Source organism: Pedobacter jaeyakensis (assembly GCF_054461315.1).
In genome coordinates this window covers 1,357,166-1,382,391 of the sequence record NZ_CM136921.1, presented here as the reverse complement: position 1 = coordinate 1,382,391, position 25,226 = coordinate 1,357,166, and the positions used below count along the sequence as shown (strand labels likewise).

Genomic DNA, 25,226 nt, shown 5'->3' with positions numbered 1-25,226 from the left:
TTACCCCATGAGCACCATCAAACTAAGCAACACTTACCTCAGCATTTTATTCATATTGTGCTTTGTTAGCAGCGCGCTGGGCGGAACAGTGTCAACATTAATGTCTGTTTACCTTCCGGTTGTGGTTAAAGACCTGCAGGGAAATTTAAGTCCGGAGGAACTCAACAGCATTAGCGGTTTCATCAATGCCTTATTTATATTTGGCTGGGCATTTGGCGGCTTCAGTTGGGGCTTAATCAGCGACAAAATTGGCAGAAAGCAGGCATTGCTTTATGCAATTGCCTGTTACGGCATATTTACATTTCTAACAGGGCTTATGCCGCAATGGATTGGCGTTGTGTTATGCAGGTTTATGAGCGGATTTGGAGTGGGTGGAGTATTGGTGGTTTCTTTCACATTACTAAGTGAGGTATGGCCACAAAAAAGCAAAGCTATTGTTACCGGAATCATCTCCATTGCATTTCCTGTTGGTATCTTCTCTGCCGGACTGATAAACTTTATCGTATCATCCTGGCGGGAAGGATTTTTCATTGGAGTTGTTCCTGTTTTACTGGCTATGGCCGGGGCCTGGCTATTGAAAGAATCTGATAAATGGCTGGAGCATAAACAGCAGAAAACTGCCAGCACAAAATCAATATGGTATGCTGAAGAAAACAGGAAGGAACTATTAATTGGCTCCCTGATGTTTGGCACGATGCTTATTGGTTTATGGGCTATTTTTTCATGGCTACCAACCTGGGTGCAAAGCCTCATCAATGTTGATGCTCCCAAAGAGCGCGGACTGAGTATGATGTGCATGGGAATGGGTGGATTAGCAGGTGGGTTCTTTTCGGGATGGTTGGTTAACTTGCTGGGCCTTAGAAAATCTATGTTGCTGTGCTTTGCTGTTTGTGCTGTCATGGCATTTATACTATTTAAGACCAATAGCAATTTCAGCCCTGCAATCTTTGCAGAGATTGGCGTATTGGCCTTATTCTTTGGAGCGAGTCAAGGAGTATTGTCTGCCTATATACCACAATTGTTCCATACAGGGATACGTGCAACTGCAACCGGATTCTGTTTTAACATTGGCCGGTTATTTACTGGAAGCGCAGTATTATTTATAGGGGTTTTAGTATCATCATTAGGAGGCTATGGGAACGCAATTTTTACTTTTTCTATTGTATTCCTTATTGGCTTTGTAGTGGTGTTGTTTGTTAAAGATAAAAAAGAAGTGGCTATTTAAAATCAGGCAATATGGCACACATAAACGTACCAGAAGGTGTTCCGGGGATCAGGTCCCTGGTCATGTTCAGACCAGAAACAGGAAAATATCTATACGCCCTGGCGCAAGAGCTTTTGAGAGGCGAATCTCCGTTATCAGAGGCAGATCGAGAATTGATCGCAGCACATGTATCAAAACGAAACGATTGCTTCTTTTGTATGAGCAGTCATGCTGCCGCGGCCCGCTGCTTGTACGGAGAAGAAGATGAGGCAGTTGTTGATGATGTTTTAAAAGATGCGCAACTGGCCAAAGTGAGCGAGAAAATGAAAGCACTTTTACACATTGCAGGAAAGGTTCAAATCCTGGGCAAGGAGGTAAAACAAGAGGATATCGATCAAGCCAAACTGAAAGGAGCATCAGATAAAGAGATTCATGACACTGTATTGATTGCAGCGGCATTTTGCATGTTTAATAGATACGTAGACGGACTGGCAAGCTTTACACCAACAGATCCCGAGCTCTACAAAGAAATGGGTAAACATATGGTAAAAGGCTACAATCTGCCACCTCAAAAGAATTCATAATGGCATATATCAACTTAGAGAATGAACTTCCGGGAATAAGAGGTTTAATGCAATACAGACCAGAGACAGCGGCACCGCTTAATGCACTAGCGGAAGTGCTGTTGAGGGACGATAACAACTCATTAAGCAGAGGAGAAAGAGAAATGATAGGCACCTATGTATCTTATCTAAATGATTGTTTCTTTTGCCAAAACGTACATGGCGCGCTGGCGGGACATTACTTAAATTGCAATATTGACGAGATCGATGCGATAAAAGCCAATTTCCATACCTCAATGCTTTCATCGAAAATGAAAGCGCTACTTGAAATAGCTGCCGCTGTACAAAAAGGAGGAAAATCTGTAACTGGTGCTTTGATAATGCAAGCCAAAGGCGAAAACGCAACTGACCAGGAGATTCATGATGCCGTACTGATAGCTGCAGCGTTTTGCATGTTTAACAGGTATGTGGACGGGCTAGGAACTTCCGCACCACAAGACCGGCAGTTCTATGTAAATCGTGCACCTCAGCGTGCCGAGGAAGGTTATTTGATTCTTACTTAACCATCAATTTTCTTTTCAGAAACTCTGCTGTTGCTGCGCTAACCTTAATACCATTGGAAAAAAGCATCCAATGGTGGGTATCATCAGGTATAACCAGAAATTCATAAGGAAACTTCATGGCATCAAATCTTCTGGCCAGGTCTATACTCTGACTAAAATTTACATTCCGGTCATCATCAGCATGTATAATCATTACGGGTGAGGTCCATGTATTCAGATATGTTACAGGAGATGATGCCTTTGCAATTTCTTCTGCCAATAAAGCATCTGGCGCATCATTCCGTGATTCGGCTGTGGGGCTGCTAAACCGATTGTTTACCCCATGGATATCTACGCCCGCGGCGAAAATTTTAGAATCTTTACCAAGCGCAAGCGCAACCAAATAACCACCGTAAGATCCCCCATAGATACCGATGCGCTTTGGATCAATATCTGACTGAGCAGCAAGCCACTCACCTGCGGCTTTTACGTCGAGATATTCTGAGGCACCCTGGGCTCCGGCATTCAATGGCTTATGTAATTTAAAACCGTACCCAGTACCGAGCCTGTAATTGACAGAAAGCACTGTAAATCCCTGACTAACCAAATATTGATTTAGCGCATAATCTATAGAATAATAATCCATGTAATGCCACCCCAGCAACATTTGCCTTTGCGGTCCTCCGTGTACGTAGACAATTGCAGGCCGCTTTTCGCCTTTGGAATTACCTTGCGGAGTAAATAGCTGCCCATGAACCAAGGTGCCATCTTCTGCCTTGAAAATAACCTGCTCAGGTATGGTCAATTGCCTCATCGGAAAATCTGCTGGAATTAACTCAGCTCCAATTGTGACAGCCTCCTTTTTACCGGAGGCGATTACAGCAGGCAACAATGGCCGCTGAGCATTTCCGCTCAAAAAAACCAAATCTCCAGAGGTAGCAGTCACTGCAGGAAAGACTTCTATGCCCTTTCCATTTGTGAGGGCATTTAATCGACCCTTTTTCACATCAACCTTGTAAATATGTCTGCGGTCTGAATCATCTTTTTCAAGTCCTCTATTCGCACTAAAAAATACTGTCGAACCATCAGGGCTCAACTGAATGTGCTCAATTGCAAAATCTCCTGGGGTTAAAAGCGAACCATTGCCACCATCCGTGTCAACACTGTATAAATGAGGCCAGCCATCCTGATATGATGTGAACACAATTTTGTCCTTGGCCCATAATAAATTTGCCCCTCCTTCAATTGCGGGAAATGACCCCATGATTGTCTCGGATGCTTTCCAGATGCGCTTCCCGCTATCGTCCTCCATACTGGCCTTCCAAATCTCCCATGGTTGATGTCTTCTGGCCAATATAGAATCTGCGGCCCCACCGCTTCCTGAAGTTCTGATGAAAATGATTTCCTTTCCATCCGGAGACCACCGGGGTGAATTGTCTTTACAGAAGGCGGGCATGATCCATTTGACAGCGGTTTCGGCATCTTTATAAATACCTATGAAAGAATGATCAACGCGACCTGAAACAAAAGCAAGTTTACTGCCATCGGGCGACCAACGTAAACTACTGCTTAAACCTTTTGCATAGAAAAGTAGCTTGGGTAGAGTTGATCCATCTATAGGAATACTCATCACTTGCCCGGCTTTGATATATGTTAGGTTTTTATTGTCTGGATGGATTATTGGATTATCGCCTTCGGCCAGCTCATTCACCGAGCCTCCCGCGAATGGAACGCTACAAACCTGAACCTTCGGGACAGCCGGCAACGAAGCTGCATTTACAGGGATTGCACCATCCCTGCCGCCATGATCTCCACCCCGTACAAAAACCACCCATTTACCGTCGTTTGAGATAGACAAGCTGGTGATTTCTTGTCCTTCGTCCTTGTCGTATCCTGTTACTTTTCTAGCCTGATAGTTGGGGCCCTCAGCTACGTAGACATTACGCCTCCCCTTTTCACTTACAGCCCAAGCAATTTTATCACCGCTGGTACAAGCAGTCAGTCCAGAAGGGAAAGGATAACTTAAAATCAACTCCAAGCTGAAAGACTGGGAGAAAGTGGAAATAGAAAACGACAATGTGAAAAACAAGACCAATATTTTTTTCATCATACACTTTTGGTTATAAATTACATAAAAGAGCCCTAACTTTAATGGTTAGGGCTTTAATAATAGGCTGGAAAAACATCATTGATTCCACCACAATTTCGTTGTTCTCAATGGATTTGCAGGAACATTCGCTCCATTTTTACTCCTCTCTCCGCTTGGATAATCTAATCTTCTGATAAACGATGTCAATACCGCATTGGAAGGCAAGGTAAAATCCTTGTATTTGTAATCATATCTACGAGCATCATTCCATGCCTCCGGATTTAGATAAGTTGCTACATATTTTTCTTTAAATATAAGATCTAATGATAAGTTTGCGGAGCCTACAGACGCCGCGGCTAAATAGGCTATCCGCTCTGCATCATTTGTGGGAACTTGTAACTTATCCATGTTGGCGTTAATTCCAGCTAAATAAGCATTATAAGATCTGGTCTTATCAGTAGTAAATGCGGCTTCAGCCTCTATGAACTTAAGTTCAGCATATGTAACAATCAACAACGGCGCTGTTGCGCTTGTCCACGGAGAGTTCTGCGAAATATAATTTTCGTCCTTAACTGTGTTATTTCCAGGAGCTCTGTTCCCAGCTCCATTAACAGTACCAATCCATGGCGTGGCGGCCGTTACTGTTGGGTCAGTTATTTTTCGTATTCTGGGATCAAATATCCCGTAAGTTTTACCATTTAAATGATCTATCAACTGTTCAGAGAGCCAACCTCCCAAAGTTAAGGCAGCATTATTTACGGCAACAGTGGCCCAATTATTTCTCAGGACAAAAGTCGCCATTCCGGCGTCTTCTGCATTGTTTGCATACGAGTTAGACACCGCAGTTAGGACGTCAGCCGGATTATATTGGGAAGTTTTGCTCACTTTAATTAATAATCGCGCTTTCAACGCATAAGCAGTTTTAAGCCATCTTGCTCTCTCAGTAGATGCAGATGCCCCATAGATCATGTCACTCGCCGCATTGAGCTTGATAACAGCGTCAGTTTTTGCAAGTTCAATTATGGCCTCGTTAATTAAAGTTAAACTTGTAGCATACAACGTTTGTTGAGCATCATATTTTGGCGTCAAATTCTTAATATTGAATGCTTCACTAAAAGGAGCATCTCCCCAGAGGTCATTTACCAGGATTAAATTATATGCCAAAATAACGTCGGAAACACCGAGATATTCACTTGAACCTTGCGCTATCGCAAGCTTCTTTAGTTCGTTAACATCGGCCATAGCGAAATAGAGAGCATCCCATGAACTCGTAAAATCGATAGTTTCATAAATATCGCTGGCAGCAGCAATTGAAGGGTTAGCTGTGTATTGGACATACGGGGAGATCAGGCTTCCAATTGTATAGCTGTTTATACCTGCCTTGCTGGTAGAGGTAGCCAACAATCCTGATAATGTAGGCTTAGTAACTAGATTGGGATTTTGTGTTTTTTCATCAAAATAGTTTTTACTGCAGCCCGGGGAGATTAACGCAATAGCAACTGCGATCAGAGTAGTGTACTTATATATTTTTTGCATGATCTTATCAATTAAAATCCAACATTAAGAGTAAATAAAAATGATCTGGCTGCTGGATATGTCATACCAGAAGATCCGTCAACTATACTTCCGCTGTCTGCTGATACAGACTCAGGGTCCAAACCATAGTAATTAGTATGAAGCAACAAATTATTTCCAGTAATAGAAACTGAAGCTGTACGTAGTACTTTTGATGGAAGCCATTTTACAGGTAAGGCATATGCCAAACTTGCAGAGCGAAGTCTTATCCAAGAGGCATCTTGAACAAATGGCTCAGAGAGAACTCGATAATAGTTACGGTAATAACCTTCTCCATATGCTACTCCATCTGGGCCAGTACCTTGTCCAAGCCATACGCTTTTTGTGTTTGGAGTTCCATCAGCTAGCACTCCTTCAAAAACCCGGAAATCCCTCCGGTCTCTTGTATAATCTGCAATTCCAAATGCAGCATTGAAATTCTCAAGCCTATTAAAACGCTCAAAACCCCATCTTGCATCTATCAAAGTTGATAAGCTGAAACTCTTATAGGTGAAAGTATTCGAAAGTCCACCTACCCAATCAGGCTGACTGTTTCCAAGTAATTTTTGTTTAGTTAAAGATGATATAGGAAATCCATTAGCCCCAATTAGCAATGGCCGAGATTTATCAGTCCTCATAGGATCTTCCGCATCTGTACCATAATAACGCAAGTAATAAGATCCATAAATATTTCCATATGGCTGACCGGGGATTAACTTAAACGTAACTGGAGAGTTTATATAACCTCCGGTACCTGCGCCATAAACAACTTCCTTTAAATCATCTTTCAAACTAACAACTTTGTTTCTATTAGCAGAAAAATTTAACGTCGCGTTCCAGGTGAAATCCCTTGTTTTTAGAGGTGTGCCAGTTAAAGTTAGTTCAATCCCTTTATTTCGCATCGTCCCAATATTGGAAGAAGCACTCACGTACCCGGTTGCAGAAGAAACCTGAGCTCTTATAATTTGATCTTTTCCTAAAGAATAATAATAAGTAAAGTCAAATCCTAGACGGTTTTTGATCAGAGACATTTCTAAACCGGCCTCGTAAGTATCTGTAAACTCAGGCTTTAAGTCAGAATCACCTAAGTTACTTGATATGGTCAATCCTGTCGTACCTGTTGGAAGTCCGGTATAAGTGGCAAAACCATTTGATGTTGGATAAAACTTTGCATCCTTTCCTATGCGCGCATAGGACATTCTTAACCTACTTTGGCTAATAAAGTCAGGTAATTTGAAATGATCTGAAAAAACGTAGCTCAAACTGGCAGAGGGATAGAAAAACGAGCGATTACTTGGTGAGAGTGATGAACTAATATCGGTCCTACCAGTAACTGTTAAAAACAAATAATTTTTATAATCAAAAGATGCCTCTCCAAAATATCCATTTGAACGATAGTCATCAATATTTTGAGTAGGAGTGAGTACTTTAGCGTTAGTTAGTCTGTAGTCATTGTAGACGCCCAACACACTACCTAACACACCTTCATCTTTAAGATGCCTATCAAACACCTCAAAACCGAGTCTTAGTGTGCCATTTAAATCTTTTGCTATGTTTGAGGATAACGTTGTTAAAAACGTTGTGTTTATTCCTCTATACTTAGTATTGTATTCCCCAACAAAACCATCGGCATTGTCATATGATGCTTCCCCGGTAATACCTAATTTTCCTGGAGCAGTTCTAAATCGATTATCCGTATAAGTGTCTAACCCGGCACGGTAGCTAAAGTTAAGCCATTTCAATGGCGAATATTCTAGAAATGCACCACCAATAAAACGGTTCACGTCTCCTTTCAATCTATTAGTTGCCGCCCCATAAATCGGGTTATTTGTTCCCCTGTACAATTGAGTGCCGTCTGGATTAAGATAATCCCTGACATCCCAACGTCCCGAAAAGTAAGTTAAACTTTCGCCAAAACGATCCGCGTCATAACTGTAACCACCCGAATTGGTAAAATTCATATTTACACCGGCTTTCCATTTCGGACTTATGGTAAAGTCAGTATTTAGTCTACCTGAGAGATTTCTATAATCAGTGAAAGGTAACATACCATCCTGAAAAAACGACGATAATGATGAGAAGAACTTCACTGTCTCATTTCCGCCTGTCACTGTTACCGCATTCCTAATTTGGTTACCCTGATCAAAAGCACGCTTATAATTATCAAAAAGCGCGTCTGGATGAGTGGGGTCGATTAACTTAGCTTCAGCAATGGTGGGTCCCCATGCTGGACCCAGACCTATCGGTACATATGCTCCTAAAATTCCAGCGGTATATTCTTGTTGGATGGCAGGAGTTTTATTAACATTATCCACACCGTAAGTGCTACTGAAGTTCACCCTGATACCATCACCCTTACCTTTCTTTGTTGTGATTAAAACAACCCCATTTGCACCTCTTAATCCGTACAGTGCAGTCGCAGCACCACCTTTTAAAATATTAATTGTCTCAATATCTTCCGGGTTAATGTCAGATGCCCTATTGCCGACAGATCTAACATTAGCTCCGGCTCCCGCACCCAGTAAGGATGTAGTATTATCAATCTGCACACCATCAATTACATATAGTGGATCGCTGGAAGAGGTTGGATCGATAGAGTTAATTCCCCTAATTTTGATATTTGCGCCTTGACCCGGACCACCTCCCACACTAGATATAGTTGCACCCGCAACTTTTCCTTGTAATGCGTTAATTAAGTTGGGTTGATGATTAAAGTTCAAATCTTCAGATTTAACGCCCTGTGCTGCATATCCGAGAGATTTCTTTTGTCGAGTAATCCCTAATGCTGTAGAAACCTGAACCTCCTGCAATTGCTGACTGTCCTCTTCCAACACTATGGAAAATGCGGCCTGACTGCCAACAGGCACTTCCTTGGTAACATAACCAATATAGGAAATTACCAATACGGCATCTGGTCCCGGCACTTGCAATGTAAAAGCACCATTGGAGTTGGTTGATGTTCCAATACTACCTCCTTTAATTTTAATACTTACTCCCGGCAAGGGGGTTCCTCCGTCGGATGAGGTGATTTTTCCATTAATGGTTTTTACCTGGGCATGAAGCGTGAAATTTGCCAGTAAAAGAAATGGAAGAAAAAGTAGGGTAAAAATTTTTCTCATAGTTTACAGGAATTAGTTGATAAAGTTTCGTTACGGCAATATAATAAATTGCACAAAAACATCATCAATATCTACCTAACTCTCAACTACTTTCAATCAAAATATCAAATGACAACAAATAATTGCCCACTAAGAGACTGATATTTACTAAATTTTAACAAGTTAAGCCAATAAACAAGCCAAACTACCTTAGAATACGCTTGTAAGTATTCATTTCTCTTATATTATCGACTGATTTGTCAAAAATTTAATAGAAATATACCTACTCACAATTCCTGACCAAGTATCAATGACTGTGATTTATCTTAAAAGTAGAGGGAGGCTGAAGACTTAAAACCGGAGATTTTCAACTATTGACAAAAAAATGACTGTTAAAAAATGTTAAGAACATCGTTTCTATCTTAGGTGGTAGTATTTTTGGCAACGGATATGAAGGTTATTGCTGTATTTTTTCTCTCCCTGTGCTTCTTTCTGACAAACGGATACAATTCCGTTTATGCAGATTTGCAAAATGGTTTGGATAATAACGTCTCCTTAAACACAATTATCCCAAACCAACATTTAAGCCCGGAAATCGCAAATCACAAGTCCATTTTAATCAAGCATAACCGCTTTGGTGAAAAAAAGGAAGATTTCCTAACTGTTGAAGATGACGATGAAGATCTGGTATTGGCAAGAAAATATGTATTGCTTACCAATTACTTCATTACAATTGCTTACGTATCACTCTTTCTTCTTTTTTGCCGCCACCTAAAAAATCATTTGTCAATAGGCAGGCACTTAATCCATACCTCCTCCAGTAAATATATTCTGCAAAGATCTTTGCGGATATGATCACACTATTCTTCGGTTGCCGAAGTTAAGAACCATATTCTGCTGTAAAGTGAGATCACATTATTCTTTTCTTATGCCGTTTTGGTTGTACACTGCGTAGCCGATTTTCAATTTCATTAGGAAATCCCGATCCCCAGTCATCAAATCGCTTAATAAACCATTTTAATATCATGAAAAGAATAGTAATGCTCGCGGGTTTGTGCGCAATATTTTGCCACACAAGCTGTACCTCTAAAAAAGAAGTAAAAGAAGAGTCTGCAAACTACACAGCAACCAGTCCACTGGTGCTAGACACTTCCATTACGAAGGAGTATGTGTCGCAAATCAAATCTGTACGCAACATCGAAATCAGAGCCCTTGAAAAAGGTTTCCTGCAAAACATTTATGTGGATGAAGGCCAGTCGGTAAAAGCCGGACAAGTGCTGTTCAAAATTGTTCCGAAAATGTATGAAGCCGAATCCCAAAAAGCGGAAGCAGAAGTTAAATCTGCCGAAATCGAACTTCAGAATACCAAAATGCTATCCGATAAGAATATCGTTTCCAAAAATGAACTGGCAATGGCAAAAGCTAAATTAGATGGTGCTAAAGCAGAAATGTCTATGGCTAAATTCCATTTAACAGCTACCATAATTAAAGCGCCGTTTGATGGAACGATTGACCGGATTCCTAAAAAACTGGGAAGCCTGATTGATGAAGGAGAATTGCTCACAACGCTTTCAGACAACAGCCAGATGTTTGCCTATTTCAACGTTTCTGAACCTGAATACCTGAATTACCAAACAGATGTAAAAGACCGCGGAAGTAAAAAAGTAGGATTGCTGCTGGCAAATAACATGCCATTGAAATATAAAGGTGATGTAGAAACCATTGAAAGTGAGTTTGACAGCGAAACCGGAAATATTGCATTCCGTGCAAAATTTCCAAACCCTGATAAATTGCTTAAAAACGGCGAGACCGGAAAAGTTCAAATGACCGTGCCACTAAAAAACGCACTGATCATCCCGCAAAAAGCAACATACGAAATACAGGATAAGTTTTACGTTTTTGTTATCGGAAACGATAATGTTGTACATTCCAAAAACATCACCATCAGCAGTGAAATGCCTGACTTATATATAGTTGGCAGCGGTATTAATGCTTCTGATAAGATTCTTTTAGAAGGTGTACAAAATGTAAAAGATGACGACAAGATCAAGTTCAAGTTTGTGACGCCAAAACAAGCCATTTCTGAACTGAGATTAAATGCTGAGTAGTCGAACCATAAATCAAAGAACTAATGTTTAACAAATTCATACATAGACCAGTACTGTCTATTGTCATCTCACTCATCATTATTTTCTTGGGTGCGCTGGCCATAACAAAGCTACCGGTTACACAATTTCCGTCAATTTCACCACCTAAGGTGAACATTACGGCAGAATATCCTGGCGCCAATGGAGAACTGATGACGAAAGCAGTATTGATCCCGTTAGAGCGTGCAATCAATGGCGTTCCCGGAATGAAGTACATGGCTTCTGATGCAGGTAACGATGGTGAAGCATCAATTCAAGTGGTGTTCAATCTTGGAACTGACCCGAACCAGGCATCCATCAACGTTCAAAATCGTGTGGCTTCCGTTGTAAATAAACTACCCCCACTGGTTGTGCGCGAAGGTGTAAAAATCACCCGTGAGGAGTCGAACATGCTGCTATACATTAACTTATTCAGCACAGATCCCAAAATGGATGAGAAATTCCTCTTCAATTTCGCAGACATTAATATTTTGTCTGAATTGAAAAGGGTTGATGGTGTGGGAAATGCCGACATCCTGGGAAACCGGGAATATGCAATGAGGATCTGGCTTAGACCAGACAGAATGCTTGCTTATAAGGTCTCAGCAGATGAAGTACTAAAAGCACTCGATGAACAGAGCTTAGAGGCTTCACCTGGAAAAACAGGAGAAAGTTCCGGAAAACGGTCAGAAGCTTTTGAATACGTATTAAAATACCCAGGTCGTTTTAACACCAAGGAGGGATATGAAAATATCGTTCTAAAATCAAGTAAAGATGGAGAATTGCTGCGTTTAAAAGATGTAGCGGATATCGAATTTGGAAGTTCCTTTTACGATATTTATTCCAATCTGAACGGACGTCCTTCCGCAGCAATCGTATTGAAACAATCTTACGGAAGTAACGCCAGTCAAGTTATCAAGGATGTGAAAGCAAAACTGGCCGAGATCAAATCCAACTCCTTTCCAAAAGGGGTAGACTATGAAATCAGTTATGACGTTTCTAAATTCCTTGATGCTTCTATTGAAAAGGTGATCCATACGCTAGTAGAGGCCTTTATATTGGTTGGTATTGTCGTATTCCTATTCCTGGGTGATTGGCGTTCGACCCTAATTCCTGCCATTGCAGTTCCCGTATCACTTGTAGGAACATTTGCAGTAATGTCCTTTTTCGGGATTACGCTGAATTTGATTTCATTATTTGCGCTCGTGCTCGCGATTGGTATTGTGGTTGACAATGCCATTGTCGTCGTCGAGGCTGTCCATGCCAAGATGGAAGAAAAAAACCTGTCGCCACTCCTGGCCACGCAGGAAGCCATGCATGAAATCAGCGGTGCAATTATTGCCATCACTTTTGTAATGACTGCCGTATTTATTCCGGTAGCGTTTATGTCTGGGCCTGTCGGAATTTTCTACCGGCAATTCTCTATTACCATGGCAACTGCCATTGTACTTTCAGGAGTAATCGCGTTAACACTTACGCCAGCTCTTTGTGCCATCATGCTTAAAAACAACCACGGAACAGTAAGGAAGAAAACAGCAGTGAATAAAATGCTGGATGGTTTTAACAATTGGTTCAACAGGGTTTCCGGCAGATATCAGGGCTTACTGGGTAAAATTGTAAACAAAAGATCAATCACTTTTATCATGCTGCTTGTTTTTTGCGCCGGTATAGGTTTTTTAAATAGCAGTTTGCCTTCAGGCTTTATTCCAAATGAGGATCAGGGGATGTTTTACGCCGTAATCCAGACCCCTCCCGGATCTACGCTAGAACGTAGCAATCAGATTGCACAAAGGCTACAGAAAATCGCTGAAAAAATCGACGGTGTTAAATCAGTTTCTTCGCTTGCAGGGTATGAAATCCTTACTGAAGGTACAGGCGCAAACTCAGGAACCTGTTTGATTAATTTAAAGAGCTGGGAAGAACGTAAGCATTCCGTAACGGAAATTATGGAAGAACTGGAAGAGAAATCTAAAGACATCCAGGGAGCAACTATAGAGTTCTTTCAGCCCCCAGCAGTTCCAGGTTATGGTGCCGCAGGCGGATTTGAATTGCGTTTACTAGACAAGGCAGGTTCTGGCGATTTCAAAAAGATGGAAACCGTCAGCAGGAATTTTGTTAAAGAACTGAATAAACGTCCGGAACTCTCGTCTGTATTTACCTTTTACAGTGCCAGTTTCCCACAATATATGTTGAGGATCGACAATGACATCGCGCAACAAAAAGGTGTAAGTATCGATAATGCTATGAATACCCTTTCCACTTTAGTGGGTAGTAATTATGAAACGAGTTTCATTAAGTTCGACCGACAATACAAGGTGATGGTTCAGGCTTTGCCACAGTACCGCGCTTTACCGTCGGATATTTTGAAACTCTACGTTAAAAACGATCGGGATGAAATGGTGCCCTTTTCGGCGTTTATGAAGTTAGAAAAAGTGTATGGTCTATCAGAGATAACCAGGCACAATATGTACAATGCTTCGGAAATCAGTGGTTCATCAGCTGCCGGTTATAGTAGCGGTACTGCTATTGAAGCTGTTGCAGAAGTCGCAAAGAAATCTTTACCAAGGGGCTTCGGCATCGACTGGGCCGGTATTTCTGCCGATGAGGTAGCTCGTGGAAACGAAGCGATTTATATTTTCCTCATTTGTCTTGGTTTCGTATACCTGATTCTGGCAGCACAATATGAAAGCTTCTTGCTACCTTTTGCTGTAATCCTTTCACTACCTGCAGGTATTTTCGGGGCCTTCCTTTTATTGAAAATCGCAGGATTGGAAAATAACATATATGCGCAGGTGGCAATGGTAATGCTCATCGGCTTACTCGGCAAAAATGCCGTGTTGATTGTAGAGTTCGCAGTACAACGCCACCGTGCCGGGGATTCTGTACTCAAGGCTGCTATTGAAGGTTCTGCAGTAAGGTTCCGCCCTATTTTAATGACATCCTTTGCGTTTATAGCAGGTTTGATTCCATTGGTATTTGCTTCGGGGCCAGGTGCAACAGGAAACCGTACCATCGGTTCTGCGGCGGCGGGCGGAATGCTTATCGGAACGCTATTTGGCGTACTAATTATCCCTGGGCTTTACTATGTATTCGCAAAACTATCAGAAAAACACATTATCGTTAAAAACGAAGATGAAAATCCATTAACCGAAGAAATCGATCATAATGTATAAACTCCAATTAAATCGATACATCCTACCGCTAGGCCTATGCCTGGCGGTTGCCAGCTGCAAGATTCCAGAGATCACACAACACAGTGAGAACCGGTCAGTTCCTGAATCTTTCGGCTCAGATAAAGACACCACCAATGCAGCCGCTGGTCAGTGGCGAAACTTTTTTACAGATAAAAATCTAGTTAGTTTAATAGATACAGCACTGAAAAACAACCAGGAGCTGATGATCACCATGCAGGAGATTGAGATTGCCAAAAACGATATTCAATCGAGGAAAGGTGCATTACTTCCAACGGTAGGTATTAAAGCAGGTGCAGGATTAGAAAAAGTTGGCCGCTATACCAGTCAGGGTGCTGGTGATGCGTCAACGGAGGTTGCGCCAGGCCGGGAATTTCCTGATCCACTCAGCGATTTCACAATTGCCGCCTATGCAAACTGGGAGGTAGATATATGGAAAAAGCTGCGCAATGCAAAAAAGGCTATGATCACCAGGTACTTATCGACCGTTGAGGGTCGAAATTTCGCAGTAACCAATCTGATTGCTGAAGTTGCAAACTCCTATTACGAACTACAAGCTTTAGACAACCAGTTACTGATAGTTAAACAAAATATCGGTCTGCAAAAAAATGCCCTGGATATTGTAAAGGTTCAAAAAGAAGCTGCCCGAACTACAGAACTTGCTGTTCAGAAATTTCAGGCAGAAGTCTTAAAATCTCAGAGCCTGGAATTTGAAATCATGCAGAACATAAAGGAAACAGAAAACAGGATCAATTTCTTGCTTGGCCGTTACCCTCAGGAGATCCAAAGGGACAGGGCTGAGTTCTTAACCGTAACACCAGCATTAGTACAGGCAGGAATTCCCTCCCAATTGTTGGCCAACCGTCCGGATATCAAACAAGCAGAGTTGGAACTTATTGCTGCAAAACTTGATGTAAAAGTAGCACGGGCAGAATTCTACCCATCACTGGATATCTCCGCTGCCGCTGGATTTCAAGCCTTCAATACCGCTTACTTATTCAGAACACCAGAGTCACTGCTGTATTCCCTTGCGGGAGAAATTGCTGCACCGCTAATCAATAGAAATGCAATTAAAGCAGAATTTAAAAATGCAAATGCGAGACAGTTACAAGCAATGTACAACTATGAACGTGTTATTTTAAACGCGTACATGGAAGTAGCTACAGAACTTTCGAATGTGAGCAACTTGCAGAAAAGCTATGATTTGAAAGCGAAGCAAGTAGATGCGTTGAATAAGTCTAACGACATATCAAACGACCTGTTCAAATCTGCAAGGGTAGATTACTTCGAGGTACTGATGACTCAAAGGGATGCCTTGGATTCGAAACTGGAATTGATAGAAACCCGCAAGGCTCAGCTTACTGCAGCAACAAATATCTACAGGAATTTAGGAGGCGGTTGGAAATAGCTTTTTTTTCGCATATTTGCCAACCAATTTACATTTAATGAAAGTACTGAAATACGGGTATGTAGAATTTGACGGGGCCATACAAACTTATTGGCAGCAACAGGGCATGACCCATGTGGTGTTAAAAACTGTTGAAGATGAGATGTATGATGAAATAGAAGAGGCAGCTTTTCAAATCATCCCTCAAAAAATAGCACTGGGTACAGTTACGGAATTGAATACAATAGATTCCGAATATGTGAACGAGTGCGCTGCCGGGGAAGATCCGGATGTCAAATTTATCGTACACGATACTGATTTATAACCTAAAAAGCGGGCGTAATAGCCCGCTTTTTAATTAACAGCATATGCCTTTATTATCTTGCCGCCCTCCACGCAAGCCGCAACGTTCACTTCATCCAGTTTCATCCAGTTTCATCCAGGAAAATGCGTTAATTGGCGATACATAACCCGCAGTGGCAAATCAGGCTTGGCAACACCCAGCGATCTTGCGTGCAATATCGTTATTAACAACCAAGGGAGGAGGAGCAGGCTGACTTAACACTTTAACGTTTTCTTCTTTTTTCCTATTGCGCCTTTTGCCACAACCTTTTCAATATAAGTCGTTGCGTCGGGAACTTTACAGGCTGTACCATTCATATCAACAATGACATGCCCGATGTTCTTTGCAATATTCATTGCATGATCACTTAGCGCAACAACATAACTACCAATTGCAATAACAAACCCGTTCATCGTGTAAATAACCCGGTTTGGTGAGGAGTGAATGCTTCCTTCAACTTTATCCAATAAGGTTTTTAAACCGGCAATATCCAATTCAGCATCTTGCTTAAGGGCTACCACATTACTGAGTGTAGACCAGCCCGAAGCTGCAATATCTTCATTCGCTGATGCGATCCAGGTTGTTGCCAACTCATAACCAAAATTGCTTCCGGCAGCAACCCAAGGCACTGTATATTCGGCAATATTCTTAGAATAAGCTTGCTCAACCCAAGTCTGAAGATCCTCTCTGCTCATTTTTTTATCGTCGGCAATCAGTCCTGCCAAATATTGCGCATCGGCATTGCCGGTAGCGTACAACTCTTTAGCGAGTTGATAATCAACTTTTATTTTTTTCTCAATCGTCTTTAAAAACTCTATTTTAACGCCAAAAAATGGCTCTTTCACTCCATGTTTCAGCAAGATCTTTTTAATGCTTTCACTGCCATGATCCTGCAAATAGGCCATAATTTCATTTAGTGTCATATTGTTCCAAGAATACTTGTTGTTTGCTAATAAAGATAATGAAAACTAACGAATCTAACTTATTACTAAGCGAAGGAATATCTGCTGTGGTTAGCCGCTGTTCGCGATACGCTATGTCTACAATGCGTTTATACAATGGAACCTGGGAGGTTGGTAAATGGTTATAGAACCTTACCTTTTACTAACGATCGCTTTGACACTTCATAGTGGTTACAAGGGCTACGACTGATATCAAACGTATGCAAATTATCAACTGAACAAAAAAGCCGGACATTGTCCGGCTTTCTATCTATTGAGTTGCTTAATTACTTTCCTGTGTAGTTTTGCGTGCTCAATACTGCATCCAATTTATCTAAAAGATCGTTTCCGCGTAAGTTTTTAGCGATGATTTTGCCGTTTGGATCGATTAAGAAACTTTGAGGAATAGCCGCAACGCCATAGGTAATTGCGACAGCGTTTTTACGGCCGTTTAAATCGCAGAGTTCTACCCAATCAAAACTATTGTCTTTTATCGCATTTAGCCAGAGCGACTTTTTATCATCCAAAGAAACACCTACGATTTCGAAGTTTTTGCTTTTGTATTTGTCGTAAGCTTTGTGCAGAAATGGATATTCAGTTCTGCAGGGCCCACACCAGCTAGCCCAGAAGTCGATCAGCACGTATTTCCCTTTGAAGTCCGACAAGGATACGATTTTGCCTTTATCGTCTGCCTGACTGAAATTCTCTGCAGGGGCACCAATTGAAAATTTAGTTGCCAAAGCAATGCGCTCGCCAATTACCTTACCCTGTTGCGTATCTTTTAAATGCTGGCTCAGCATGGCATATAGTTCGTTAACTTCTTTGGGTTCTTCTACAACAATGGCACGGCCCGAAACTAAATCGAAAGACACATAAGAATCTGTATGGGAAGAGATAAAGTTTTTAGCGAGCTCTTTACCGATGACACTCCTTGCATACAGTAGCCTTTTGAAGGATGCTGCTGAATCTTCAGGCAGTGCTTTTCTTTGCTCCCTCCAAATGCGCACGACTGTATCCATTCGTTGGTCAACAAGCGTGTTGTAAATGCTGAAATCTTTTTGAGTTTGCCCACCGCTGATGGTGGCTTTAACCAGGCTAGGCCCGTTGATTTCCGTAACTCCCGGATCAATCATGAAATTCGCCCAGTCGCTCTGCGGTAAAACATCACCGATCTTCGGGACTTTGCCGGTCGGCGTTAAAAGTTTCAGGTACATGCCGGCCCTTACCGGCCTGTTGATCATTCCCGAAAAAATGAATTTCCCGTTTTCGGTGATGGACGAATCCATCACCTTTTTGCCGTTATCTTCATAATAAAACATCACCTTCATCGAGGTTTTTAGTCCGCTAAGATTGCCTTTTATGGTAAAGGCCTGTTGTGCCATTATGCTGCTGTAGCTGCAGAGCACAATTGTAAGTATGTTAATTATTTTTTTCATGGTATTGTTTAATTGTATCCTGGGTTTTGAGTTAAACTGCTATTGAGTAACCTTTGCGCATTTGGTATCGGATATAAGGCGGCATCAGGATTGAAATTAGGTTTTAAGGATTTGATGACTGTATTTACCCTGCCGGTACGTTTAAGGTCAAGCCAGCGGTGTCCCCATTCATTATTGAGTTCAATTCTTCGCTCCTGTTCAACTGCCAGCAAGGCTGATGGCTTATCTGTTGCTGTAGAAACGCCCAAGCCCGCCCTGTCGCGGATGGCGAAAAGATCATCCTTCGCCCCGTTGATGTTCCCTTGCTGTGCTCTTGCTTCTGCACGGATCAGGAATTGCTCGCCCAAGCGTAAGAGGGTGTAGTATTCTGCATTTGCACTCAACGTAATGCTCTTGTATTTGTAAGGATAGGTGTAGGTAACCCCGTTGTAAACCAGAGTTGCAGCCCATGCGGTTTTACGGGCATCACCCGTTTCGAAACCAGCTGTTAAGGCTGGATTGAAAACGTAGGTAGGTACTTTGGAAACCGGATTGGGCAATACGGTAATTGCGTACCAGGTGTAACCGTTATTGTCATTATATAACTGGAAAATGGCCTCCTTGCTGGTTGGCACGAAAACCTTGTTTAAATCCCTGTTGAGTTCAAAAAGCGCGGTATTACCAATGACACTGGAGGCCTGTGCTTCTGCATTTGCCCAATCGCCAATATACAGATAAACCCTCGCAAGCATGGCGGTAGCCGCCCATTTGTTAACGCGGGTCCTTGTACCTGCGGAAATAGAATAATCGGCCCGAAGGTTATTTTGGGCGAACTTCAAGTCTTCGATAATTTGGGCATAGACTGTAGCTACCGGTGTTCTTGGCAGCGTAATGTTTTTAGCAACATCCGTTGTTAGGATGAGCGGAACATCGCCATAAAGATTGATGAGGTAGAAATAGCAAAAAGACCGAATGAACCTAGCCTCTGCCATAGCCTGGTTCTTAAAGTTGGTACTAATGGCCGAGCTTCCCAGTACCCCCTCTATTATGGCGTTTGCGGAATAGATAGCACTGTAGGTATTCGTCCAGATGGAGTTCACATTCGCGTCGGTCGACAGGATGGCATTGTTTGCGTAGTTGTCGAAATTTGTACCCACATATTGTAGTTCATCGGCGCTAAATGCCGGCAGGGTAGACAATCCCAGTCGGTAGGGTCCCGACTGTATTCCGAAAGTGCTGTACATACCACCCAGCGTAGACTGCACAGTGGCAGAATCTGTAAATACCGTAGATGTTAACAGCTGTGTGCTGGATGGATTTATTTCTATTAATTTTTTGCAGCTGCCGAGTGTAAACAACAGCCCGAGGCTGAACACTACGGCGTATATTTTAAATGTATTTTCTCTTTTCATGGCGGATGTTATAAAGTAAGTTTGATACCGGTAACCAACATTTTTAAAGGAGGGATATTACCCATTGTTTCAGGATCAATACCTTTATATTTGGTGAAGGTCAGCAAGTTTTGTCCGTGTGCATATACCTGAACATTGGAAAGTTTCAGCTTTGTAATCCATACCTGTGGCAGGTTGTAAGACAGGGAAACATTCTTCAGGCGCACAAACGATGCACTTTCAACTGCTGCATCTGAACCGGCATAGAAAAAGTAGGAATTGAGGGCCTGAGAACCCGCAGTAGCTGAATACTTCAGCGGGATATCCAGCATACTTACAGGAATGTTGTTCGCACGGCCCGGATAGGTAAACAGGCTTAAATCTCCCCGCTGCGCGGTGCGGTTGGTAAACTGGAACAGGAAGTCGAGCTGAATCCCTTTATAAGTAAAGGTATTGTTGAAGCCACCGAAGAATTTAGGGTCGAGGTTGCCTGAAACAATTTGATCGCCGTTAAGTCCGCCGGTAATCACCCCGTCGCCATTCACGTCCTGTGCGGTAGGGATACCATTAACGATTCCTGTGGAATGGTAAACCGTGCGTAGGTTTAAGGACTTGCCTACTACGTAAGTGTTGGCATAGGAGGACTTCTGGATATCTGGAAATGAAAGCAGCTTGTTTCGCGGGATGCTGAGGTTAAACGACGACCGCCAGGTAAGTTCGCTGTTGCTGATATTGGTAGTGGCCAATTCAAACTCAAAGCCTTTGTTTTGCACTGTGGCAGGTATGTTTCCACTATAATTGCCGAATCCTGTTTGTCCGGGTAGTGGAATGCTGGCCAACAAGTTACTGGAACGGTTGCGGTAGTAATTTCCTGAAACAAACACCCTGTCTTTAAAGAAGCCGAGTTCAAGGGCCACATCCAGTTTCTTCGTTACTTCCCATTGTAAATAAGGGTTAAGGATACGGGAAGGGGTTAAGCTTGTAGTGGGTCCGTAGGTACCATTGGCCAGATAGGTGCTGAGGTAAGCATATTCCTGGATGGATTTGTCGCTCCCCACACTTCCGTAGCTTGCCTTCAATTTACCGAAGCTTAGTAATGGCAGTTTTTCTGCAATTATATTTTCTTGTGAAAAGATCCAGGCTGCTGCCCCGCTGCCGAAGGTACCGAATGGTCGCTCGGGACCAAACCTGGACGAACCATCTCTCCGGATGTTACCGCTGATCAGGTATTTGCCTGCCCAATCATACTCCACACGTCCGAATCCCGAATCGTATTTATAGTCGGTATAACCTGATGTCTGGAAAAATACCGTCAGTGCTGCTAAACTTGTTGCCAGCAGTTTGTTGTTGAATGACCCGAACAGGTAATAAGGTTGTACGGATTGTGTTTGCTGCCAGCTACCGCCCAATAGCGCATTTAATTTTCCTTTACCCCAGGTATGTGTATAATTTAACTGCGGTTCTGCGATATAGGTTTTTACATAATTATTTCCCAAAAAGGTGGTTTGTGTAAAATTTGTATTGGGATCGAAAGCTTCTGCAGGAGAAACGTTTGAAGAGAATACATTGATGTAGTTGTAACCCAGATCGGCCTTTGCCGTAAGTCCCGGTAAGATCGTATAACGCAAATTCATGCTGCTTACAAAGTTGGTAGATTTTAATCCAACCCTGGTGTTGAACGCTGCGAGCGGACTGGTAAAGCCGGGGCCGAAGTATAATGTCCCGCTTGGGTTATACAATGGGTAATTGGGCGGCAGTGCGTAATTCTGGTTGCCTATGGTATAGTTGGGTATGCTGTTATTATCTATACTGTAACTGCTGGTTAGCCCGATGCTGAATTTGTCATTTTCACTTTTATGCTGTATACTGCTGTGGAACTGAACGGCCTCATCTGCAGTGCTTGTTTTCAAGATCGTGGATTCCTTTCTGTAATTTCCTGAAATCAGGTACTGATCATAGGCATTTCCTCCTGACACATTAATTGCCGCATTAGTTTGGTGAGAGGTATTGCCAGTAAGCAATTTGGGATAATTGGTGTAAGCTGATTGGTCCCACAGTTTCAGGTCGGGCGCATTGGCTAAAGTAGGTGTTACCCCATCGTTGGCGAATGCCTGGTTCCTGATTGACAAATACTGCTCTGTGCCCAGCATTTTCAGTTCGTTGGTAGCCTTGCCGAAGCCTGTGTTCACATCTACGCTGATGTTATTGCCTGGCTTTCCTTTTTTGGTGGTGATTAGGATCACTCCGTTAGCACCCCTGGATCCGTAAATTGCCGTTGCATCGGCATCTTTAAGGACAGTAATGCTTTCAATTTCATCTGGACTAATGTTGTTTAGCGGGCTAAAAGCAGTTAAACCAAATCCGCCGGCGGTTTGTTCTACCGGTTTATCTCCGAAAGGGATCCCATCTATAACATACAAAGGGGTACTGGCGTTGAAGCCTAAACTTGTTTGTCCCCTGATAGATGCATTATAGGTAGCGCCTGCATAGCCGGAGCTTTGGGTGATGAACAAGCCTGGAACGCGTCCGCTCAGCCCTAAAATAGGATTAGAGATTGGTTGCTTTGTAATTTCTTCGCCATTGATAGTGGTGGAGGAACCGGTAGTTAAGCGTTTGGTGGACGTTCCGTAAGCAACTACAAATACTTCATCCAGCTTAGAGTTGCTGACCTCCAGTTTGATCACACCAAGATCCGCTTTTGCGTTCAGTTCCTTTGTGAGATAGCCTACTGAACGCACCACAATCACTGCTTTCTCCTCTACATTCTTTAAGGTAAAGTAACCGGTAGTACTGCTGTAAACGGATTGGTTTGTTCCTTTAATAAAGATGGTGGCGCCTGGTAGCGGATTTCCGTCCTCGTTAACTATGCGACCGGAAACTTCAATATTCTCAAACAGGCCGGCGACCTTATCCAGAAAGGTCTTTTGCTTTTCCGTAACAACTACTGCTTTGTCCATTAGTTCAAAATTTAGAGATTGATTCTCAAAAATTTGCTTGAGTGCTTCGCGCAGACTGATATTGATTAAGTTTATTGTAATGGGGTTAGTGGTTGACATCATTTTATCACTGTAAAAGAAATCGTACCCGGTCTGTTTCCTGATGTCTGTGAAAACAGTTGCCAGTGATGCATTTTTCCTTTTCAAGGTTACAGTTTGCCCATAGGAAGTTGCACTTACCTGAAATATTGCGGTGGTTAATAAAACTATGATTAATCTCATAATCAATAGAATTTTAGGCGGTATGCCGAGGCGGAGCATACCTAGGTTAAAAGCATTTATTTTCATACTTTTGATGGTCTGGGTTAATACATGAAATAGTCGCAAAATTATTTTTTCCGGTTTCCGGAAAGGGTTAACTCAAACATAGACCGTGTTTCGATTCGCAGTCGGAATGCGGTTTTTTATTTAGTCACCGATGGTTATTCCTGAAATTATTCTAGTAAAATTTTCTTCATGTGTGGTCTGGTTGTTTAGTTTAGTTGATTAATTAATTGTGCTCGGTTATTTCATTACAGTAACTTGCCGACCTTCGATTTTAAATCTCAGTCGCCTGGTCGTCTGCATAATTTCTAAAACATTGGAGATACTCTGTTCCCGGGTTACTTTTCCGCTGAAGGTTTGGCTTTTATCCACTCCTTGTTCATAGATCACATCCACATCATACCACCTGGATATCTTGTGCATGATAGAAAATAAGGGCTCTGTATTAAACTCAAAATCTCCACGCTTCCAATCTATGGCATCTTCGGCCTGTACCTCAGCTATTTTAAATGTGTTGTTCACAAGTGCTGCCTGCTGATTTGGCCTCAATATTCTGCTATTGCCAGCAGCGCTCACGCGCACACTACCTTCAAGCAGTGTAGTCATGATGGTATGTTCATCCCCGTAGCTATTGATATTAAAATGGGTTCCTAAAACCTCCACAATTTGATTGCCGGAGTGAACTTCAAAAGCCTGCCTTTGAGTCTTTGGATAAATTGTACCTCCTAAAAATTGCTTACTGACCTCAAAATAAGCTTCACCAGTAATTGCAACCACTCTTTTATCTGTGTCTTTAAAAACTGTTGGGAATTGTATAGACGAAGCTGAATTTAACCAAACATGAGTTCCATCCGGTAGTGTTACTTCATAAGTTTGACCTTTGCCTGTACTAGCTTTCAGGATTTGAGGCGCTCCCTCTGTAGATATTTCTGCAATTGTTCCCTGCAAATCAGTTCCATCATTATACTTTATTTTCCTTCCACTGACCACCATGCCATTTTGTGAACTACTCAATGCAATTACATTGCCGTTTGACAGGGTTAAGGTTGCACCGCTGCGGCCGGGCGGAATGTCATAGGAACCTGCTGCAATTTCAATAATATTATATTGAGTGTCTCTTGAAAGAAGAAAAAGGCTAGCGCTTAAAGCTAAAAATAAAAGTGCAGCCACAGATGCAACATATTTCCACAATGCAACCTTTTTAGGGATAAAATGTATGGGAAGTTGAGCAAAAACCTCTTCCTTGGTAGTTAACATTTGATCTTCCTCGACAGCAACTTTTTCCGGTTTCCAGGTAAGGTACCAATTTTCCAGGAGCGCTTTTTCCGCTTCAGTGCATTGACCTGCGAGGTACTTTGTGATTAGGGATTGTAAATCTTGAGGATGCATATGTTAGCAGTTTGGAGCCATTTAGATATAGACAGATCAAACATACCTTTGGGGGTAGAACGAAATCAAAATAGCATTACTTGTTACCAAAAACCATCAGAAGATAGAGTACAATCCCTAGTTTGCCCCTTAGAATTCGCAAGGCATTTTTAACCTGGGTTTTCACAGTTAACTCAGAAAGACCCAATCGGACTGCAATTTCCTTATGACTTAAGCCTTCGGACCTGCTCAACTGAAAAATAAGTCGCATTTTTTCTGGTAATTCACCGACTTCTTTATCAATTAAAGCTTGCAATTGCTTCTCCCTGGTTAAGTAGTCAGTCTGATTTATTCCAACGGCTTCTAAGTTGGGAAGTGCGGTGGTGTATGCTGATTCTACTTTTTGCCGGGCAATGTAATTTAAGACACCGTTACGAGTTGCTGTATATAAATAGTGGCTTGGATTAGTAAGCTGATCCAGCTTTTCTCTCTTATTCCATAATGCCGTAAACAAATCCTGAATCAGGTCCTTTGCAGCATCTTCATCTCTCACCCGTTTGAGCGCATGTATGTAGAGTAAATCGAAATACCTATTGTATATCTCGGTGAAAGCATCAACATTCCCCGCTTTAATCAGGGTAAATAGGTTCAGATCAACTGAAATATTGGAAGATGCCATTGGTATAAGTCCCTATTAGATTAGTTTTCTAAACAAACATAATATTTATTTCCTTTTTCTGAACTCAGAAAACTT

The 25,226-nt window shown here is 42.1% G+C and carries 17 protein-coding genes; 8 read left to right on the top strand and 9 right to left on the bottom strand.

Annotated elements, in window-relative coordinates; all coding sequences use genetic code 11:
* Positions 1 to 7: 7 nt before the first annotated feature.
* From ACXZ1K_RS06230 to ACXZ1K_RS06220, 3 genes are read left to right on the top strand one after another with little or no spacing between them, the layout of a single operon-like run.
* Complete coding sequence (locus ACXZ1K_RS06230; protein ID WP_458972520.1) at positions 8 to 1,225, top strand: MFS transporter; 1,218 nt, start codon at positions 8 to 10, stop codon at positions 1,223 to 1,225.
* 11 nt (positions 1,226 to 1,236) lie between these two features.
* Positions 1,237 to 1,788, top strand: coding sequence for a carboxymuconolactone decarboxylase family protein (locus ACXZ1K_RS06225; protein ID WP_458972519.1), 552 nt, complete (start codon positions 1,237 to 1,239; stop codon positions 1,786 to 1,788).
* Complete coding sequence (locus ACXZ1K_RS06220) at positions 1,788 to 2,330, top strand: carboxymuconolactone decarboxylase family protein (protein WP_458972518.1); 543 nt, start codon at positions 1,788 to 1,790, stop codon at positions 2,328 to 2,330. Before ACXZ1K_RS06225 ends, ACXZ1K_RS06220 begins: the two co-directional genes overlap by 1 nt.
* Here ACXZ1K_RS06220 and ACXZ1K_RS06215 read toward each other — a convergent pair.
* The 3 genes from ACXZ1K_RS06215 to ACXZ1K_RS06205 form a co-directional block, all read right to left on the bottom strand.
* Positions 2,323 to 4,419 carry a S9 family peptidase gene (locus tag ACXZ1K_RS06215; RefSeq protein ID WP_458972517.1) on the bottom strand — a complete coding sequence of 699 codons (2,097 nt, stop codon included), beginning with the start codon at positions 4,417 to 4,419 and terminating at the stop codon, positions 2,323 to 2,325. The genes ACXZ1K_RS06220 and ACXZ1K_RS06215 overlap by 8 nt on opposite strands.
* A 75-nt stretch (positions 4,420 to 4,494) precedes the next feature.
* On the bottom strand, positions 4,495 to 5,934 hold the full coding sequence (locus tag ACXZ1K_RS06210) for a SusD/RagB family nutrient-binding outer membrane lipoprotein (protein ID WP_458972516.1): 1,440 nt from the start codon (positions 5,932 to 5,934) through the stop codon (positions 4,495 to 4,497).
* A gap of 11 nt (positions 5,935 to 5,945) precedes the next feature.
* A complete protein-coding gene (locus ACXZ1K_RS06205; protein WP_458972515.1) occupies positions 5,946 to 9,071 on the bottom strand; it encodes a SusC/RagA family TonB-linked outer membrane protein in 3,126 nt (1,041 codons plus the stop codon).
* A gap of 429 nt (positions 9,072 to 9,500) precedes the next feature.
* On the opposite strand from ACXZ1K_RS06205, the gene ACXZ1K_RS06200 reads away from it, so the two are divergent.
* From ACXZ1K_RS06200 to ACXZ1K_RS06180, 5 genes are all read left to right on the top strand, one after another.
* A complete protein-coding gene (locus ACXZ1K_RS06200; protein ID WP_458972514.1) occupies positions 9,501 to 9,905 on the top strand; it encodes a hypothetical protein in 405 nt (134 codons plus the stop codon).
* Between the two features lie 170 nt (positions 9,906 to 10,075).
* Entirely contained in the window at positions 10,076 to 11,158 is a 1,083-nt protein-coding gene (locus tag ACXZ1K_RS06195) for an efflux RND transporter periplasmic adaptor subunit (RefSeq protein WP_458972513.1), read from the top strand.
* 23 nt (positions 11,159 to 11,181) lie between these two features.
* Entirely contained in the window at positions 11,182 to 14,349 is a 3,168-nt protein-coding gene (locus tag ACXZ1K_RS06190; RefSeq protein WP_458972512.1) for an efflux RND transporter permease subunit, read from the top strand.
* Complete coding sequence (locus ACXZ1K_RS06185) at positions 14,342 to 15,775, top strand: TolC family protein (protein ID WP_458972511.1); 1,434 nt, start codon at positions 14,342 to 14,344, stop codon at positions 15,773 to 15,775. The genes ACXZ1K_RS06190 and ACXZ1K_RS06185 overlap by 8 nt, the downstream gene beginning before the upstream one ends.
* A 37-nt stretch (positions 15,776 to 15,812) precedes the next feature.
* The gene (locus ACXZ1K_RS06180) at positions 15,813 to 16,079 is read left to right on the top strand and encodes a hypothetical protein (protein WP_458972510.1); all 267 of its coding nucleotides are present in this window, start codon (positions 15,813 to 15,815) and stop codon (positions 16,077 to 16,079) included.
* 233 nt (positions 16,080 to 16,312) lie between these two features.
* Here ACXZ1K_RS06180 and ACXZ1K_RS06175 read toward each other — a convergent pair whose 3' ends face one another.
* The 6 genes from ACXZ1K_RS06175 to ACXZ1K_RS06150 all read right to left on the bottom strand — a co-directional run bounded on the left by ACXZ1K_RS06175 (position 16,313) and on the right by ACXZ1K_RS06150 (position 25,151).
* Entirely contained in the window at positions 16,313 to 17,002 is a 690-nt protein-coding gene (locus tag ACXZ1K_RS06175; RefSeq protein ID WP_458972509.1) for a DNA alkylation repair protein, read from the bottom strand.
* Between the two features lie 323 nt (positions 17,003 to 17,325).
* Positions 17,326 to 18,474 (bottom strand): redoxin domain-containing protein, encoded by a 1,149-nt coding sequence (locus ACXZ1K_RS06170; RefSeq protein WP_458972508.1) that lies wholly within the window; start codon positions 18,472 to 18,474, stop codon positions 17,326 to 17,328.
* Between the two features lie 8 nt (positions 18,475 to 18,482).
* Positions 18,483 to 19,865 (bottom strand): RagB/SusD family nutrient uptake outer membrane protein, encoded by a 1,383-nt coding sequence (locus ACXZ1K_RS06165; protein ID WP_458972507.1) that lies wholly within the window; start codon positions 19,863 to 19,865, stop codon positions 18,483 to 18,485.
* Positions 19,866 to 19,873: 8 nt separating this feature from the next.
* On the bottom strand, positions 19,874 to 23,062 hold the full coding sequence (locus tag ACXZ1K_RS06160) for a SusC/RagA family TonB-linked outer membrane protein (RefSeq protein ID WP_458972506.1): 3,189 nt from the start codon (positions 23,060 to 23,062) through the stop codon (positions 19,874 to 19,876).
* A gap of 282 nt (positions 23,063 to 23,344) precedes the next feature.
* Complete coding sequence (locus ACXZ1K_RS06155) at positions 23,345 to 24,493, bottom strand: FecR family protein (RefSeq protein WP_458972505.1); 1,149 nt, start codon at positions 24,491 to 24,493, stop codon at positions 23,345 to 23,347.
* A gap of 76 nt (positions 24,494 to 24,569) precedes the next feature.
* Positions 24,570 to 25,151, bottom strand: coding sequence for an RNA polymerase sigma-70 factor (locus ACXZ1K_RS06150; protein WP_458972504.1), 582 nt, complete (start codon positions 25,149 to 25,151; stop codon positions 24,570 to 24,572).
* Between the last annotated feature and the right edge of the window lie 75 nt (positions 25,152 to 25,226).